The 15,954-nt window shown below is 72.2% G+C and carries 14 protein-coding genes, 1 rRNA gene and 1 pseudogene; 13 read left to right on the forward strand and 3 right to left on the reverse strand.

Annotation, left to right across the window (positions count from 1 at the left end; all coding sequences use genetic code 11):
• Window positions 1-174: 174 nt before the first annotated feature.
• From rrf to N4G66_RS43780, 3 genes and pseudogenes are all read left to right on the forward strand, one after another.
• Window positions 175-291 (forward strand): 5S ribosomal RNA (gene rrf, locus N4G66_RS43770).
• Between the two features lie 552 nt (window positions 292-843).
• A pseudogene (locus tag N4G66_RS46330) lies at window positions 844-1,518 on the forward strand (DEAD/DEAH box helicase); the annotation flags it as partial.
• Between the two features lie 477 nt (window positions 1,519-1,995).
• The gene (locus N4G66_RS43780; protein WP_261709919.1) at window positions 1,996-2,856 is read left to right on the forward strand and encodes a hypothetical protein; all 861 of its coding nucleotides are present in this window, start codon (window positions 1,996-1,998) and stop codon (window positions 2,854-2,856) included.
• 90 nt (window positions 2,857-2,946) lie between these two features.
• On the opposite strand, the gene N4G66_RS43785 is transcribed toward N4G66_RS43780, so the two are convergent.
• A complete protein-coding gene (locus N4G66_RS43785) occupies window positions 2,947-4,239 on the reverse strand; it encodes a DUF1015 domain-containing protein (RefSeq protein WP_261709907.1) in 1,293 nt (430 codons plus the stop codon).
• Between the two features lie 72 nt (window positions 4,240-4,311).
• Between N4G66_RS43785 and N4G66_RS43790 the strand changes: the two genes are divergently transcribed.
• The 4 genes from N4G66_RS43790 (at window position 4,312) to N4G66_RS43805 (ending at window position 8,524) form a co-directional block, all read left to right on the forward strand.
• Window positions 4,312-5,340, forward strand: coding sequence for an HAD hydrolase-like protein (locus N4G66_RS43790; RefSeq protein ID WP_261709908.1), 1,029 nt, complete (start codon window positions 4,312-4,314; stop codon window positions 5,338-5,340).
• 66 nt (window positions 5,341-5,406) lie between these two features.
• Entirely contained in the window at window positions 5,407-6,450 is a 1,044-nt protein-coding gene (locus tag N4G66_RS43795) for a FecCD family ABC transporter permease (protein ID WP_261709909.1), read from the forward strand.
• A gap of 11 nt (window positions 6,451-6,461) precedes the next feature.
• Entirely contained in the window at window positions 6,462-7,538 is a 1,077-nt protein-coding gene (locus N4G66_RS43800; protein ID WP_261709920.1) for a FecCD family ABC transporter permease, read from the forward strand.
• A gap of 89 nt (window positions 7,539-7,627) precedes the next feature.
• A complete protein-coding gene (locus tag N4G66_RS43805) occupies window positions 7,628-8,524 on the forward strand; it encodes an ABC transporter ATP-binding protein (protein ID WP_261709910.1) in 897 nt (298 codons plus the stop codon).
• Here the strand turns inward: N4G66_RS43805 and N4G66_RS43810 are convergent.
• Window positions 8,508-8,855, reverse strand: a complete 348-nt coding sequence (locus N4G66_RS43810; RefSeq protein WP_261709911.1) for an SCP2 sterol-binding domain-containing protein — start codon at window positions 8,853-8,855, stop codon at window positions 8,508-8,510. The genes N4G66_RS43805 and N4G66_RS43810 overlap by 17 nt on opposite strands.
• Before the next feature lie 42 nt (window positions 8,856-8,897).
• Here N4G66_RS43810 and N4G66_RS43815 point away from each other — a divergent pair, with 42 nt between their 5' ends.
• From N4G66_RS43815 to N4G66_RS43840, 6 genes are all read left to right on the forward strand, one after another.
• A complete protein-coding gene (locus tag N4G66_RS43815) occupies window positions 8,898-9,215 on the forward strand; it encodes a hypothetical protein (RefSeq protein ID WP_261709912.1) in 318 nt (105 codons plus the stop codon).
• Between the two features lie 55 nt (window positions 9,216-9,270).
• The gene (locus N4G66_RS43820; RefSeq protein WP_261709913.1) at window positions 9,271-10,086 is read left to right on the forward strand and encodes a TlyA family RNA methyltransferase; all 816 of its coding nucleotides are present in this window, start codon (window positions 9,271-9,273) and stop codon (window positions 10,084-10,086) included.
• Complete coding sequence (locus tag N4G66_RS43825; protein ID WP_261709914.1) at window positions 10,083-10,991, forward strand: NAD kinase; 909 nt, start codon at window positions 10,083-10,085, stop codon at window positions 10,989-10,991. The genes N4G66_RS43820 and N4G66_RS43825 overlap by 4 nt, the downstream gene beginning before the upstream one ends.
• A 138-nt stretch (window positions 10,992-11,129) precedes the next feature.
• A complete protein-coding gene (gene recN / locus N4G66_RS43830) occupies window positions 11,130-12,872 on the forward strand; it encodes a DNA repair protein RecN (protein WP_261709915.1) in 1,743 nt (580 codons plus the stop codon).
• A 338-nt stretch (window positions 12,873-13,210) separates the two neighbouring features.
• On the forward strand, window positions 13,211-13,981 hold the full coding sequence (locus N4G66_RS43835) for a hypothetical protein (protein ID WP_261709916.1): 771 nt from the start codon (window positions 13,211-13,213) through the stop codon (window positions 13,979-13,981).
• A 399-nt stretch (window positions 13,982-14,380) separates the two neighbouring features.
• Window positions 14,381-15,517, forward strand: a complete 1,137-nt coding sequence (locus tag N4G66_RS43840) for a glycosyltransferase family 4 protein (RefSeq protein WP_261709917.1) — start codon at window positions 14,381-14,383, stop codon at window positions 15,515-15,517.
• 57 nt (window positions 15,518-15,574) lie between these two features.
• On the opposite strand, the gene N4G66_RS43845 is transcribed toward N4G66_RS43840, so the two are convergent.
• On the reverse strand, window positions 15,575-15,954 hold a 380-nt coding region (locus tag N4G66_RS43845; RefSeq protein WP_261709918.1), incomplete at its 5' end, for a PucR family transcriptional regulator.

Consider the following 15,954-nt stretch of genomic DNA (forward strand, 5'->3'; position numbering starts at 1 on the left):
GGAGGTGACTGGTACTAATAGGCCGAGGGCTTGTCCTCAGTTGCTCGCGTCCACTGTGTAGTTCCCAGACAACGAACGGTTGTGCTGGCTGAACAGTTCCACTTACTTAATTGAAAAGTGTGCTTGTTCGCTGCCCGTTCGAGACCTCGTTTATGACGGGGTGTCTGACAGGGTTTCGGTGGTCATAGCGTGAGGGAAACGCCCGGTTACATTCCGAACCCGGAAGCTAAGCCTCACAGCGCCGATGGTACTGCAGGGGGGACCCTGTGGGAGAGTAGGACGCCGCCGAACAATCTTTGGAGGACCCTTGGTCCCAGCGACTCGCTGGAACCAGGGGTCCTTTTTTGTTTTTTCCGAAGCGCGCCGAGTACCCGGCTGCGCGAGAATGACTTGCGGTACCGATGACAGGAGTCACCCATGTCCACCAACTCTCCCGACGAGCGACCGGAGCGCGACCAGCGCCGTCGTGACAGTGGTGACCGCGGTGACAGCCGCGGGGGCCCGCGCCGAGACAATGACCGCGGCGGCTCCGGCCGGCGTGACGACAGCCGCGGTGGTGACCGTGGCGGTGACCGCGGTGGATTCCGCCGTGACGACAACCGTGGCGGCTCAGGCGGTCGGGATGACCACCGCGAGGGTGACCGGGGCGGCCGGCCGCCGTTCCGTCGCGACGACCGGCCGAGCGGTCCGCGCCGTGACGACCGTGCGTCCGGTCCCCGTCGCGACGGGGACCGTCCTGCCTTCAATCGTGACGACCGGCCCAGCAGCCCGCGTCGTGATGACGACCGTGGTGGCTTCCGTCGCGATGACAACCGTGGTGGTGCCGGTGGTGGCGGTGGGTTCCGTCGTGACGACAACCGCGGTGGCGGTAGTGGTGGCGGGTTCCGTCGCGACGACCGTGGCAGCAGCAGCAGCGGCGGTGGTGGCTTCCGTCGCGATGACAACCGTGGTGGTGCCGGTGGTGGCGGTGGGTTCCGTCGTGACGACAACCGCGGTGGTGGCAGTGGTGGCGGGTTCCGTCGCGACGACAACCGCGGTGGCGGTAGTGGTGGCGGGTTCCGTCGCGACGACCGTGGTGGCAGTAGCAGCGGTGGCGGCTTCCGTCGTGACGACAACCGCGGTGGTGCCGGTGGCTTCCCTCGTGACGACAACCGCGGTGGCGGTAGTGGCGGTGGATTCCGCCGTGACGACCGTGGTGGCAGTAGCAGCGGTGGCGGCTTCCGTCGCGACGACCGTCGTGATGACCGCCGCGACGACCGTGGTCCCCGCCGTGACACGGATCGTCCGCCCTTCCGTCGTGACGATCGGCCCAGCACCCCGCGTCGTGATGACGACCGTGGTGGGTTCCGCCGGGACGACAACCGTGGCAGCAGCAGCAGCGGTGGCGGCTTCCGCCGTGACGACCGTGGTGGCAGCAGCACCGGCGGCGGCTTCCGTCGCGACGACCGGCGTGACGATCGGCCCAGCACTCCCCGCCGTGACGACGACCGTGGCGGCTTCCGTCGCGACGACCGGCCCAGTACCCCGCGCCGTGACGACGATCGCGGCGGCTTCCGCCGGGACGACAACCGCGCCGGCAGCGACTTCCGCCGCGACGACCGTGGTCCCCGCCGTGACACGGACCGTCCGCCCTTCCGTCGTGACGATCGGCCCAGCACCCCGCGTCGTGATGACGACCGTGGTGGGTTCCGCCGGGACGACAACCGTGGCAGCAGCAGCGGTGGCGGCTTCCGCGGCCGTGACGACCGGGGAAGCGACGACCGTGGTCGCGGTGGACCGCGCGGCGACGACCGGGGAAGCGACGACCGTGGTCGCGGTGGACCGCGCGGCGACGACCGGGGCGGGCGTCCCGGTGGCTTCCGTGGTCGCGACGACCGCGGGGGCGACGACCGGCGCGGTGGCGGCCGTTTCCGTGACGAGCGGGAGCGGGACCGTGAGCCGATCAAGCGGCTGCCGATCCCGGACGACATCACGGGCGAGGAGATCGACAAGGACGTGCGGCAGGAGCTCATGAGCCTGCCCAAGGGCCTTGCCGAGGATGTCTCCCGCAACCTGGTGATGGTGGCCCGGCTCATCGACGAGGACCCCGAGGGTGCCTACGCGTACTCGAGGATCGCCCTGAGGCTGGCGTCGCGTGTCGCCGCCGTGCGCGAGGCGGCCGGGTTCGCCGCGTACGCGAACCAGAAGTACAGCGAGGCACTCGCCGAGTTCCGCGCCGCGCGCAGGATGACCGGCAGCGTGGAGCTGTGGCCCGTGATGGCGGACTGCGAGCGTGGTCTCGGTAGGCCCGAGAAGGCGCTGGAGATGGCCGGGGCGCCCGAGGTGCAGAAGCTGGACAAGGCTAGCCAGGTCGAGATGCGGCTCGTGGCGGCCGGTGCCCGGCGTGACATGGACCAGCTGGAAGCCGCCATCGTCACCCTTCAGAGCCCAGAGCTCGCCTCGAACTCCGTCCAGCCCTGGACCGCGCGGCTGCGGTACGCCTACGCCGACGCGCTCCTCGCCGCAGGGCGTGAGGGCGAGGCGCGCGAGTGGTTCGCCAAGACCGTCGAGTCCGACAAGGACGGCAGCACGGACGCCTCCGACCGGCTCGCCGAGCTGGACGGCGTCGAGTTCGTCGACGCCCTGGTCGAGGACGACGACGAGTCCGAGCGCGGCCAGGTGGGCGCGTCCAAGGCCGGGACAGAGGTCCGCGCCGAGGACGAGCACCAGGACGACGAGGACGAGGACGAGGAGATCCCGTCCGTGACCACGGACGGGATCACGGACGACGTCGACGACCTCGAGGACGAGGACGACGACCGCGACAACGACGAGGACGACCGCGAGGACGACGCTCCTCACCGTCCTCAGAGCTGACGCCGGGTACTGCGGCGGAACAACACGTGGGCGGCGGGACACCGGAAGGTGTCCCGCCGCCCACGTGGCGTTTCAGGGGCCTGCGCCCCTTCAGGGAGCGAGCGCCCGAAGGACCAGTCCCGACGCCGGTTTCGGGCCGAAGGACGTCGACTTGCGCGGCATCGTGACCCCCTGGCGGGCGAGATCGCGCACAACGTCCTCGTGGACCGGGTGCATCAGGACGGCCGTGCCTCCGTCGCGTTCCGCCTTCTCGACCGTGGCACTCGTGTCGTGGATGTACGCGATGTGCGCGGGGGAGTCCTCCGGGATGCCCCACACATGGTCGAGGAGTACGGCGTGCAGGACCGTGGCGTCCAGCGTGCGCCAGGCCTCCGGGCGGTCGGCCGGGATCGTACGGGCGAGGAGGTCCGGCGACGGGCGGTCGACGAGGTGGAAGGTGCCGTCGCCGGCGAGGAGGAAGGCGTTTCCCTCGGCGGCCGCCGAGGAGAGGGCCTCCAGGGCCTCGGCGAGGGGTACGTCGAGGTGACGTACGCGGAAGGAGTCCCCGAGGGCGGCCAGCGCCTCGGCGACGGGCAGGCGGTGCAGCAGGCGGTGGATGGCCCGGACGCGCAGTGGGTAGCGCGCGGTGTCCACCAGGAGGACCAGACCGTAGTCCCAGGGGCTCGGCGAGGGATGCTCCGCGCGTAGACGCAGATAGGTCGCCCAGCGGTGATGGCCGTCGGCGATCAGGGCCTGGTGCCGGCCGAGGTCTGTCCGGATCTCCGAGAGCCCGGCCGGATCCGTGACCGCCCACAGGCGGTGGCTGATGCCGTCCTCCGTGGTGGTGGACAGCAGCGGCGGGCGGGCGGCGGTGCGTTCGATGACAGCGGCCGTGCCGTACCCGGAACCGTTGCCGCGATAGGTCAGAAGCAGGGGTTCGAGGTTGGCGGACGTGGCGCGCATCAGGGCCGCGCGGTCCGCGATGACATGCGGCATCACGTCCTCGTGCGGGAGGACGACACCGGCGGCCGGTTCGGACAGGCGCAGGTTGCCGATCACGCCCCGCTGCAGCAGGTCGCCGTCGCGCTGCTCGTACACGTACAGGCCCGGCTCGGGGTCGGCTGCCAGAACGCCTTCCGACAGCCAGTGGCGCAGCGTGTCGGCGGCCTGCCTGTTGCGGGCGGCGGGGGTGCCGTCCTGCGGGAGGATCAGCCGGACGATGTTGTACGGGTCGGCCGATTCGAGTTCGAGCAGTCCGTCGGGCCGGACGATCACGTCGTACGGCGGGGATGTCACGGCGGCCAGGCTGCCGACCCGGTCGGGGTCGTAGCGCAGGCCTCGGAACGGGGTGAGTTCGAGGCCGCTCCCTGCCGGTGTTTCCTCCTCGGGACCTGCATAGTTCATTGGGGCATCGTAAGTGTGTCAGTGGCATGCGCGATGATCGGGGCAAAGGGATCGAACGAGGAGCGATGTTCAATGAGCCAGACCGTCAGGACGCGGCCCGAGGGCAGTGGCCAGGCCCTGAGCGAGGCGTATGACACGGCGCTGCTGGATCTGGACGGCGTGGTGTACGCGGGCGGTCATGCCATCGCGTACGCCGTCGAGTCCCTCGGGACGGCGCGCGCGGGCGGAATGCACCTCGCGTACGTCACCAACAACGCGCTGCGCACTCCGGAGGCGGTCGCCGAGCACCTCACGGAGCTGGGCATACCGACGGTGGCCTCGGACGTCATCACCTCGGCGCAGGCCGTGGCCCGGCTCATCAGCGAGCAGGTGCCCGCGGGAGCGCGCGTGCTGGTCATCGGCGGTGAGGGGCTGCGGGTCGCGCTCCGCGAGCGCGGTCTGGAGCCGGTCGACTCGGCGGAGGACGAGCCCGTCGCGGTCGTACAGGGGTACGGCGGTCCCGATCTGACCTGGTCGCGCTTCGCGGAGGCGTGTTACGCCATCGCGCGCGGAGTGCCCTGGTTCGCCTCCAACACCGATCTGACGATTCCGGGCGCGCGCGGGATCGCGCCCGGGAACGGCGCGGCGGTGGAGGTCGTCCGCATCGCCACGGGTGCCGAGCCGCAGGTGGCGGGCAAGCCGTTGCCCCCGATGCACCGCGAGACGATTCTGCGGACCGGGGCGAAGCGGCCGCTGGTGGTCGGTGACCGGCTGGACACGGACATCGAGGGCGCGTTCAACGGAGAGGTGGACTCGCTGCTCGTCCTCACCGGCGTGACGGACGGCGCGCAGCTCCTCGCCGCGCCGCCGCAGCACCGGCCGACATATGTCGACGCCGATCTGCGCGGAATGCTCACCGGGCAGCCCGAGGTCGTCGAAGCGGGCGGCGGGTTCCGTTGCGGCGGCTGGACGGCGACGGCGGGCAGCGAGGAGTTCGAGCTGACGGGCGAGGGCGAGGCCCTCGACGGTCTGCGGGCCCTGTGCGCGGCGGCGTGGACGGCCGCGGGAGAGGGCAGTTGCGAGCTGGACGGGGGGAAGGCGCTGGCGCGGCTGGGTCTCTAGCCAGGCGTCGGGGGTGGGAGTGCAGGCGGATCGATAGGTAATGCGAGGGTAGGCTAACCTAACCTCGTGTTGGTCGACAGTCCTCCTGAACAGTGCGCGGAAAATGCTCCCGCGCCCCCAACCCGCCGGGCGATATGGACCGTTGGGCTCCTCGTCTCCGTGGGTGTCCTGCTGCTGGTCGCGCTGGCGAGCATCGCGATCGGTGCGAAAGCGCTGCCGCTGGACCAGGTGTGGCACGGCCTGTTCCACGACTCGGGGACGTACTCCGACGTCGTGGTCGGTGACCGCATCTCCCGTACCGTGCTCGGGCTGCTGGTCGGCGCCGCGCTCGGGCTGTCCGGTGCCGTCCTCCAGGCGCTCACCCGCAACCCGCTGGCCGACCCCGGTCTGCTCGGCATCAACGCGGGCGCGTCCGCCGCGGTCGTCACCGCGATCACCTACTTCGGTGTCACATCGCTGAGTGGCTATGTCTGGTTCGCCTTCGTAGGGGCGGCCGCGGTCGGAACGCTGGTGTGGTTCCTGGGCGGCAGCCGGGGCGCGACCCCGGTGCGGCTCGCGCTGGCCGGAACCGCCATCAGCGCCGCGCTGTACGGCTATCTGCAGGCCGTGATGATCATGGATGACGCGGCGCTCGGCAAGATGCGCTTCTGGACGGTCGGTTCACTCGCTTCGGCGACCGACTCGACGATCGAGCAGGTACTGCCGTTTCTGGCCGTGGGCACACTTCTCGCGCTGGCCCTCGCCCGGCCGCTGAACGCGGTGGCCATGGGCGACGACACCGCCCGTGCGCTCGGCGCCAACCTGAACCGCACCCGCGCGCTCTCCATGGCCGCCGCGACCGTGCTGTGCGGCGCCGCGACCGCCGCCTGCGGGCCGATCGTGTTCGTCGGGCTGATGGTCCCGCACGTCGTCCGCTCCTTCACCGGGCCCGACCTGCGCTGGATCCTGCCGTACGCCACCGTTCTGTCGCCCGTGCTGCTGCTCGGCGCCGATGTCCTGGGACGGATGGTCGCCCGGCCGGCGGAGTTGCAGGTCGGCATCGTCACAGCGGTCCTTGGCGGTCCGGTCTTCATCTTTCTCGTACGGCGACGGAGGACGGCGCAGCTGTGACGACCCCACGTATCCGACCGGCCGGAGCCCAACGCGTCCCGGCATCTCCCGCGCGCCGCGTCCGGGCCGTCCGTACAGTCGGCGGGCTGTCCGTCCGCTTCGACATCCGGACGTTCGCCGTGGTCGTGCTGCTGCTGGTGGCCGCGGCCACCGCGAGCGTGGTGCTCATCGGCACCGGCGACTTCCCGATCCCGGCCGGTGATGTGCTCAAGACCCTGGTCGGCGACGGCAGCGCCAGCCAGGAGTTCATCGTCAACGATCTGCGGCTGCCGCGCGTTCTCGTCGGGCTGCTGGTCGGGGCCTCGCTCGGGCTGGGCGGAGCTCTCTTCCAGTCCATCTCGCGCAATCCGCTGGGCAGCCCGGACGTGCTCGGTCTCGGGCAGGGTTCCACGGCCGGCGCGCTCATCATGATCGTGCTGTACTCGGGCAGCGCGACCGAGGTCGCGCTCGGGGCTCTCGTCGGCGGACTCGTGACCGGGCTCGCCATCTATCTGCTCGCGTGGAAGCGCGGGGTGCACGGTTATCGACTGGTCCTGGTCGGTATCGGTGTCTCCTCGATCGTCACGGCGGTCAACGGTTATCTCCTCACCAAGGCCGACATCGTCGACGCGGCCCGCGCCGTCGTCTGGATGACCGGCTCCCTCAACGGCCGTGACTGGGCGCAGGTCTGGCCCCTGCTCATCATGTGCGCCGTCCTCGTCCCCCTCGTCCTCGGCAACGCGCGCGGGCTGCGGATGATGGAGATGGGCGACGACGTGTCGTACGCCCTCGGAGTGAGCGTCGAGCGGACTCGGCTGCTGCTGATGGTGGCCGCCGTACTGCTCACCGCGGGCGCCACGGCCGCCGCGGGACCGGTCGGTTTCGTGGCACTCACCGCGCCGCAGCTGGCCCGGCGGCTCACCCGGTCGCCCGGACCGAACCTGGTGCCGTCGATGTGCATGGGCGCGACCCTGCTCGTCGTCGCGGACTGGGCCTCGCAGCGGGCCTTCGGTGCCGACCAGCTGCCCGTGGGTGTCGTGACCGGCGTCCTCGGCGGCGTCTATCTGCTGTGGCTGCTGGTCACCGAACGCAAGGCGGGTCGGATATGAGCGGCGCGGCCCAGCCGACTGCGAACGGACAGGCCGAACCGGCTGCGAGCCCCGCGGCGAACCCGGCTGCGAGCGGGCCGGCGAATCCGATGGCGAGCGGATCGAAGAACGCGGCGCGTGCGAACGACCAGGCGCACGAGAACACCCGGAGGAGCACTGTGAACCGCCTGTCCGCCGACCATGTCACCCTCGGCTACGACCAGCGCGTCATCGCGGAGAAGCTGTCGGTGGAGATCCCCGACAACTCCTTCACGGTGATCGTCGGCCCGAACGCCTGCGGCAAGTCCACCCTGCTGCGTGCCCTTTCGCGCATGCTGAAGCCCTCGGAGGGGCGGGTGCTGCTCGACGGGCAGGTCATCCAGTCGATGCCCGCGAAGAAGGTGGCGCGCACCCTCGGGCTGCTGCCGCAGTCGTCGATCGCGCCGGACGGGATCACGGTCGGCGACCTGGTCGGCCGGGGCCGCTACCCGCACCAGGGCCTGCTGCGTCAGTGGTCGGCCGAGGACGAGCGGGTGGTCCAGGAGTCGATGGCCTCGACCGGCGTCGCCGGGCTCGCCGATCGCTATGTCGACGAATTGTCCGGCGGTCAGCGCCAGCGCGTGTGGATCGCGATGGCGCTCGCGCAGCAGACCCCGCTGCTCCTCCTGGACGAGCCGACGACCTACCTCGACATCCAGCACCAGATCGACGTCCTCGACCTGTGCGCCGAGCTCCACGAGACGCAGGGCCGCACTCTGGTCGCGGTCCTGCACGATCTCAACCACGCGGCCCGGTACGCCACCCACCTGATCGCCCTGCGCGGCGGCGAGGTCGTCGCCGAGGGAGCGCCGACCGACATCGTCACGGCCGACCTGGTCGAGGAGGTCTTCGGACTGCGCTGCCAGGTCATCGACGACCCGGAGACCGGGACACCGCTCGTGGTGCCCGCGGCACGCAGGGCACGGGCGCGCGCCACGGCGTCCGCGACCGCTAAAGAAGGGTCCTGAGCCGGAACAGGTCCCGCAGACCGGCCTCCAGCTTCACCCGGCCCGAGCCCCAGGCCTTCGCGAAGTTCAGCTCGCCGTTCACCAGGGACACCAGGTCGTCGCCGTTCATGGTCAGACGGATCTGGGCCCGCTCGGGGGGCGGGCCCTGGAGGGTGTCGAGCACCTCGATCCGGCCGCCTCTGAGGCGGCCGACGAAGGTGATGTCCAAATCGGGGATACGGCAGCTCAGCGAGCGGTCCAGGGCCGCAGCGGTGCGTACGTCCCCCTCGGCGCTCGCCATGTTGTCCGAAAGCTTGTCGAGTGCGGTGCGGCACTCCTCAATCGTCGCCATCGTGATCGACGGTACCGCAGCCCTTCGCGGTAGCGTCGGGGCATGAACGACTCAGTTCCCGGGGGCGAGCTCCCCGAGGCGGCGACCGCGGCGGAGTCCGGCCCGCCCGCCGGGGCGGCGCCGGAACCCGCGTACGACCCCGCGGCGCCGGCCTCGCTGAACGTCCCGCGCGTCCCCTCGGGTAACGCCGACGTCGACGCCCGGCTCGACCGGCTGGCCGACGCCGACCACCTCGCCACGGACGGACACGTCGAGGTGTACGAGGATGTGCACCGGGGGCTGCGCGACGCGCTCACCGCGCTCGACGTCCGCCCGGGAGCTCCGGCTCCCGTCGGCCGCCCGGCCGCCGCCCCTCAATGAGACCCTTCGGGGCATACCCGTCCATGGCCGTACGACCGCAGGAGCTGAACCGAACGTGGCAGGAGTGGCACGCCGCCGCCTCGACGCCGAGCTGGTCCGCAGGAAGCTCGCCCGCTCACGCGAGCACGCCGGACAGCTGATCGCCGCGGGCAGGGTCAGCGTGGGCAAGACCCTCGCGACCAAGCCCGCCACACAGGTCGAGACCGCCGCGGCGATCGTGGTCAGCGAGGACGCCGACGACCCCGACTACGTCTCGCGCGGTGGGCACAAGCTCGCCGGCGCGCTCGCCGTCTTCGTGCCCGAGGGCCTGAAGGTGGAGGGGCGGCGGGCGCTGGACGCGGGCGCGTCCACCGGAGGTTTCACCGACGTACTGCTGCGCGCGGGCGCCGCCCATGTCGTCGCCGTGGACGTCGGTTACGGACAACTCGCCTGGTCTCTCCAAAGCGATGAACGCGTCACCGTCAAGGACCGTACGAACGTACGCGAGTTGACGTTGGAGGCGATCGATGGGGAGCCCGTGGACCTTGTTGTCGGGGATCTGTCCTTCATCCCGCTCGGACTGGTGCTGCCCGCCCTCGCGCGGTGCACGGCGCCGGATGCCGACCTGGTGATGATGGTCAAGCCGCAGTTCGAGGTGGGGAAGGACCGGCTGGGCAGCGGTGGTGTCGTGCGCAGCCCGGAGCTGCGCGCCGAGACCGTGCGTGGCGTGGCGGGGCGAGCCCATGAGCTGGGGCTCGGAGTGAAGGGCGTGACAGCAAGCCCGTTGCCCGGACCGTCGGGCAACGTCGAGTACTTTCTGTGGCTGCGTGCCGGGGCACCCGAACTCGACCCGGCCGACGTTGACCGTGCAGTGGCGGAGGGGCCGCGTTGACACAGACCCGAGCTCGTACAGTTTTTCTGCTGGCCCACACCGGGCGGCCGGCAGCCATCCGCAGCGCCGAGCTGGTGGTCCAGGGGCTGCTGCGCTCCGGGATCGGCGTACGGGTGCTGGCGGCCGAGGCGGCCGATCTGCCGCTGCCGGACGAGGTGGAGCTGGTCCAGGAGGCCACTCCGCAGTGTCTCGACGGCTGCGAGCTGCTCATCGTCCTCGGTGGTGACGGAACGCTGCTGCGCGGCGCCGAGTTCGCCCGTGCTTCCGGGGTGCCGATGCTCGGCGTCAACCTCGGACGGGTCGGCTTCCTCGCCGAGGCCGAGCGCGACGACCTGGACAAGGTCGTCGACCGGGTCGTCACCAAGGCGTACGAGGTCGAGGAACGCATGACCGTCGATGTGGTCGTGCACCGCAACGGCGACATCGTGCACACCGACTGGGCGCTGAACGAGGCGGCCGTGCAGAAGGTCTCCGCCGAGAAGCTCCTCGAAGTGGTGCTGGAGATCGACGGCCGGCCCGTCACCGGGTTCGGCTGCGACGGGATCGTCTGCGCGACCCCGACCGGGTCGACGGCGTACGCCTTCTCCGCGGGCGGGCCCGTGGTCTGGCCCGAGGTCGAGGCGCTGCTGATGGTGCCGATCAGCGCGCACGCCCTGTTCGCCAAACCGCTGGTCACCTCACCGGACTCGGTGCTCGCGGTGGAGGTGCTGCCGCACGTTCCGCCGGGCGTGCTGTGGTGCGACGGGCGGCGGACGGTGGAGCTGCCGCCCGGCGCGCGCGTCGAGGTGCGGCGCGGGGCCGTGCCCGTGCGGCTGGCCCGGCTGCACCACGCGTCCTTCACCGACCGGCTCGTCGCCAAGTTCGCGCTGCCGGTCTCCGGGTGGCGCGGGGCGCCGCACCAGTAAACGCGCGCGGCACCCGGGTTCCGCCCCGGGTGCCGGACCGCCTCCGCACGGGCCGACGGCGAACGAGATCACCCCCCGAAGGTAACGCTCGGTTCTCTTTGCGGGGGGCGGCGTCGCACGGGGCCGGGAAAACCTCGTATGGTCGGGGACGTGTTGGAGGAGATGCGGATACGGTCGCTCGGAGTCATCGACGACGCGGTCGTCGAGCTGTCACCAGGCTTCACCGCCGTGACCGGTGAGACCGGCGCGGGCAAGACGATGGTGGTCACCAGCCTCGGGCTGCTGCTGGGCGGGCGCGCGGACCCGGCCCTCGTGAGGATCGGCGCCAAGAGCGCGGTCGTGGAGGGGCGGATCAGCGTACCCGCGGGCGGGACGGCCGTCGTACGGGCCGAGGAAGCGGGCGCCGAGCTCGAAGACGGTGTTCTGCTCATCAGCCGTACCGTTTCCGCCGAGGGGCGCTCACGCGCGCACCTGGGCGGGCGCTCGGTGCCGGTGGGCGTACTCGCCGAACTCGCCGACGAACTCGTGGCGGTGCACGGCCAGACCGACCAGCAGGGGCTGCTCAAGCTGTCCCGGCAGCGGCAGGCCCTCGACCGGTACGCGGGTGACGCGGTCGCCGTTCCGCTCGCCAAGTACGCGGGCGCCTACCGCCGGCTGCGGGCCATCTCGGCCGAACTGGACGAGATCACGACGCGCGCGCGGGAGCGGGTCCAGGAAGCCGACATGCTGCGCTTCGGACTCGACGAGGTCGCGGCCGTGGAGCCGCGCGCGGGCGAGGACACGGAGTTGGCGGCGGAGGCGGAGCGGCTCGGTCACGCGGAGGCGCTGGCATCGGCCGCCACGGCCGCGCACGCGGCGCTGGCGGGCAATCCCGAGGACCCGGAGGGCATCGACGCGGCCACGCTGGTCGCGGGCGCCCACCGTGCCCTGGAGGCCGTACGGTCCCACGACTCGGCCCTTGCCACGCTGTCCGGGCGGATCGGGGAGATCGCCATCCTGCTCGGCGACGTGGCGGGCGAACTCGCGGGCTACGCCGACGATCTGGACGCCGACCCGCTGCGGCTGTCCGCGGTCGAGGAGCGCCGGGCCGCCCTCACCCAGCTGACCCGGAAGTACGGCGCGGACATCGACGCCGTGCTCGCCTGGGCCGAGCGGAGCGCCGAGCGGCTCACCGAACTCGACGGCGACGACGACCGGCTCGACGAGCTGACCGCCGAGCGGGACGCGCTGCGCGGTGAACTGGGCGGTCTCGCCCAGGCACTGACGGACGCGCGTACGGAGGCGGCCGAGCGGTTCGCCGCCGCCGTGACCGCCGAACTGGCCTCGCTCGCCATGCCGCACGCGCGCGTGTCCTTCGAGCTCCGGCAGACCGACGACCCGGAGGGGGTGGAGGTCGGCGGACGCACGGTGGCCTACGGCCCGGCCGGTGTCGACGAGGTGGAACTGCTGCTCGCCCCGCATCCCGGGGCACCGCCGCGGCCCATCGCCAAGGGGGCGTCCGGCGGTGAGCTCTCGCGCGTGATGCTCGCGGTGGAGGTCGTGTTCGCGGGGACGGACCCGGTGCCGACGTATCTCTTCGACGAGGTCGACGCGGGGGTCGGCGGCAAGGCCGCGGTCGAGATCGGGCGACGGCTGGCGCGGCTCGCCCGCACGGCTCAGGTCGTCGTCGTGACGCATCTGCCCCAGGTGGCCGCCTTCGCCGACCGGCAGTTGCTGGTCGAGAAGACGAACGACGGGTCGGTGACCCGGTCCGGTGTGAAGGTGCTGGAGGGCGAGGAGCGGATTCGCGAACTGTCCCGGATGCTCGCCGGCCAGGAGGACTCCGAGACGGCCCGGGCCCACGCGGAGGAACTGCTGGCAACGGCACGCTCCGACGGCTAGGGGCCTGTCCGGCCTTCCCGCCGGGCCCGCGGCGCCTGGCACCGCGTCTCGCCGCGCTGTCGGGCACGCCCGGGTACGCCCGGTACGAGGGCGGTCCTCCGCCGTGCGACGCACGGCACCGGAGGCCGCTGTCCGATCCCGATGTGAAGGGGGCGGACAGGCCGGTCAGGCCCTGGCGGGGCGGTCCGCCCCGCGTGGCCGGCTGCCCCGCCGAGCGGGTTCCGCCCCGGCCGCTCGGCGGCCACTGCGCGGCGGTTCGTGTCGCCGCGTGGCCGCTCGGCTCTCGCTCCGTGGTCCCGGCGTCCGGACCGCTTCGTGCGCCCCCTTAGGGTGATCGCATGATCACGAGCATGGGGCGGACCGCCGGATTCGGTACCGCAGCCGCGGTCACGCGCGCGTGCTTCATCGCCCTGCGTTCCAGCCCGCCCGGCGGCCCTGCCCGTTGGGCCCGTCACAACTACGCCGGGCGGAGCGTCGAGCTCTACGCGGGCCCCGCGACCGCCGTGGGTTCGGCGCTCGCGGCGGGGCGGGTGCACCCCGCCGCCGCGGTGGCCGTCGCCGTCGCCGGTGCGTGCGGGGCGTACGACGATGTCGCCGGAGCGGGTGACCCGCGGCGGGGGTTCCGGGCGCATCTGGGGGCGTTGCGCGGCGGCGAAGTGACCAATGGGGCGGTCAAGTTGTTCGGGATCGCGGCTGCGGGGCTGGTGGCCGGGGCGGTGCTCAAGGAGCGGCCCGTCGACAGACTGCTCGCGGGAGTCGTGATCGCCGGTACCGCGCATCTCGTCAACCTGGTCGATGTGCGGCCGGGGCGGGCCGCCGGTGCCGTCCTCGCGCTGGGCGTGCCCGGAGTGCTGCGCGGTGGGGACGCGGGACAGCTGTCCGCGGTGGCGATGGGCGCCGTCGCCGCCGTACTCGCCGACGACCTGGGCGAGCGCGCCATGATCGGTGACACGGGTGCCCACGCGCTGGGCGCGACCCTGGGCACCGCCATCGCCCTGGGCAACGGCCGGGCGGGCCTTGCCGTCCACGCGGCGGCGCTGGTGGCCGCGACGGCCTTCGGGGACAAGATCAGCCGAGCGGCGAGGACGTTGGGGCGCACCGCGGAGTGAGGACCCCGGGGCACGCCGCGGTGCGCGGGTGCACCTTCGACGCAGGGGCGGCGGGGTGCGGTGTGCGGGGGCATTCCCGACACAGGGGAGGCTCGCGGTGCGACGAGTGCTCTTCGGTGTCGAGGCGGCTTGCGAGACGTGGGTGGTTGGGGGCGCCGGGTGGGGTCCCTTGTGGCTCGCCCTCCCCGGAATGGGCTATTCATCACTCGTGCGGGTGATCGTCGTCGCCAGGTTGCCCCGTCTGACGTGCCCTCGTCGTGATGGCGGTGCCGGAGCGTCCGTGCGGCCTGGCATCCTTGGCGTAGTACGCGGTGCACGACGTGCGGTGAACCCCCTCTGCGCGACCCTTCTGTACGTTTCTTCGTGACCGTCCGACGCCGAACCAGGAGCCCCGGCCACGTGAGCCACGTGAGCAGCCACTCACCGCACGGCCAGTCGCCGCTGCGCACCGTGCAGGTGCTCGGCGGAGGCAGCGCGGGCAGCAGCGCGCATGTGCGGTCGCTGGCCGCGGGCCTGGTCGCCCGGGGGGTGCGGGTCACCGTGTGCGCTCCTGCCGAGGCGGACCGCGTGTACGGGTTCAGCGAGGTCGGCGCGCACCACGTTCCCGTGCCCCGCAGCAGCGACCCCGCCTCCGTGTCCGCACTGCGGGCCGCCTGCGCGGACGCCGATCTCGTGCACGCGCACGGGCTGCACGCGGCGCTGCGGGCGGCGCTGGCACTGAGCGGGCGGCGCGTTCCCCTCATCGTGACCTGGCACACCCGCTCGGAGGCCGACGGCGCGCGGGCCCACATACTGCGGCTCCTTGAGCGGCGGGTCGCCAGAGCCGCCGCCGTGGTGCTCGGGACCTCGTCCGACCTGGTGGACCGGGCGCGCAGCAGGGGAGCGCGTGACGCGCGGCTCGCCGCCGTCGCGCTTCCCGCGCCGCGCCCGCCCGCCGAACCCGCGGAACCCGACCGGTTCCGGCACAAGGCGCGGGCCGAACTCGGCTCGACCGACCGTCCGTTGCTGATGGCGGTCGGCTCGCTCGACCGGCACCGCGGCTACCACACGCTGCTGGACGCCGCGCGCGCGTGGTGCCGCCTCGATCCCGTGCCGCTGCTGGTGATCGCGGGGGAGGGGCCGCTGCGGGCGGTTCTCCAGCGCCGGATCGAGGACGAGGAGCTGCCGGTCCGGCTCATCGGGCGGCGCGACGACATCACGGAACTGCTCGCCGCCGCCGACCTCGCTCTGCTGCCGAGCAGGTGGGAGTCGCGCGCGGTGCTGGCGCAGGAGGCCCTCCACGCGCGCGTGCCGCTGGTCGCCACAGCGGTCGGGGGCATCCCCGAGATGGTCGGCGACGCGGCCGAACTCGTCCCGTACGGGAACTCGAAGGCGCTCGCCGACGCCGTCGTGCGGCTGCTCGCCGATCCCGCTCGACAGGAGGTCCTGCGGGAGAAGGGCGCCTGGCAGGCCGCCACTTGGCCGACCGAGGACGAGACGGTCGCCCAAGTGCTGAGCGTCTACGACGAGTTCACGCAGCCCCGGCCGCTGGGCTGACCGGCGAGTGCCCTCCGGGCTTCCCCGGTCGGGGTCGGCCTGGACCGACGGCACCCGCTACGGAACATGCCTGCGTGCCCGTAGTGCCAGGCTCAACGCCAGTACCGTCTGCGGGTCGTCCAGGTCCGTGCCCAGCAACTCACCGATCCTGGCAAGGCGGTTGTAGAGGGTCTGCCGGTTGAGATGCAGCTCGCGGGCGGTCTCCGCCTTGCGGCCCGCGTGCGCCAAGTACGTCTGCAGGGTGGGAAGCAGGGGCGGCTTGGAGCGGACGTCGTGGTCGCGGAGCGGGCCGATCGCGCGCTCCACGAAGGCGGCCAGATCGGGGTGCTCGCGCAGCCGCCACAGCAGCAGGTCGATGTCCAGGCGGCGGGCGTCGTACCAGGGGCGGTCGGACAGGCCCTGTGCCGCCGTCGCCGTCTCCGCGGCGTGCCGCAGGC

Origin of the sequence: Streptomyces rhizosphaerihabitans (genome assembly GCF_025399795.1) — a bacterium.
Taxonomy (GTDB): domain Bacteria; phylum Actinomycetota; class Actinomycetes; order Streptomycetales; family Streptomycetaceae; genus Streptomyces; species Streptomyces rhizosphaerihabitans.

What these genes read in the sequence shown, in the direction of transcription:
- N4G66_RS43785 (WP_261709907.1), bottom strand. Translation starts at nt 4,239, where the DNA reads ATGAACTATGCAGGTCCCGAGGAGGAAACACCGGCAGGGAGCGGCCTC.
- N4G66_RS43835 (WP_261709916.1), top strand. Translation starts at nt 13,211, where the DNA reads ATGATCACGAGCATGGGGCGGACCGCCGGATTCGGTACCGCAGCCGCG.
- recN (WP_261709915.1), top strand. Translation starts at nt 11,130, where the DNA reads ATGGTCGGGGACGTGTTGGAGGAGATGCGGATACGGTCGCTCGGAGTC.
- N4G66_RS43815 (WP_261709912.1), top strand. Translation starts at nt 8,898, where the DNA reads ATGAACGACTCAGTTCCCGGGGGCGAGCTCCCCGAGGCGGCGACCGCG.
- N4G66_RS43790 (WP_261709908.1), top strand. Translation starts at nt 4,312, where the DNA reads ATGAGCCAGACCGTCAGGACGCGGCCCGAGGGCAGTGGCCAGGCCCTG.
- N4G66_RS43810 (WP_261709911.1), bottom strand. Translation starts at nt 8,855, where the DNA reads ATGGCGACGATTGAGGAGTGCCGCACCGCACTCGACAAGCTTTCGGAC.
- N4G66_RS43805 (WP_261709910.1), top strand. Translation starts at nt 7,628, where the DNA reads ATGGCGAGCGGATCGAAGAACGCGGCGCGTGCGAACGACCAGGCGCAC.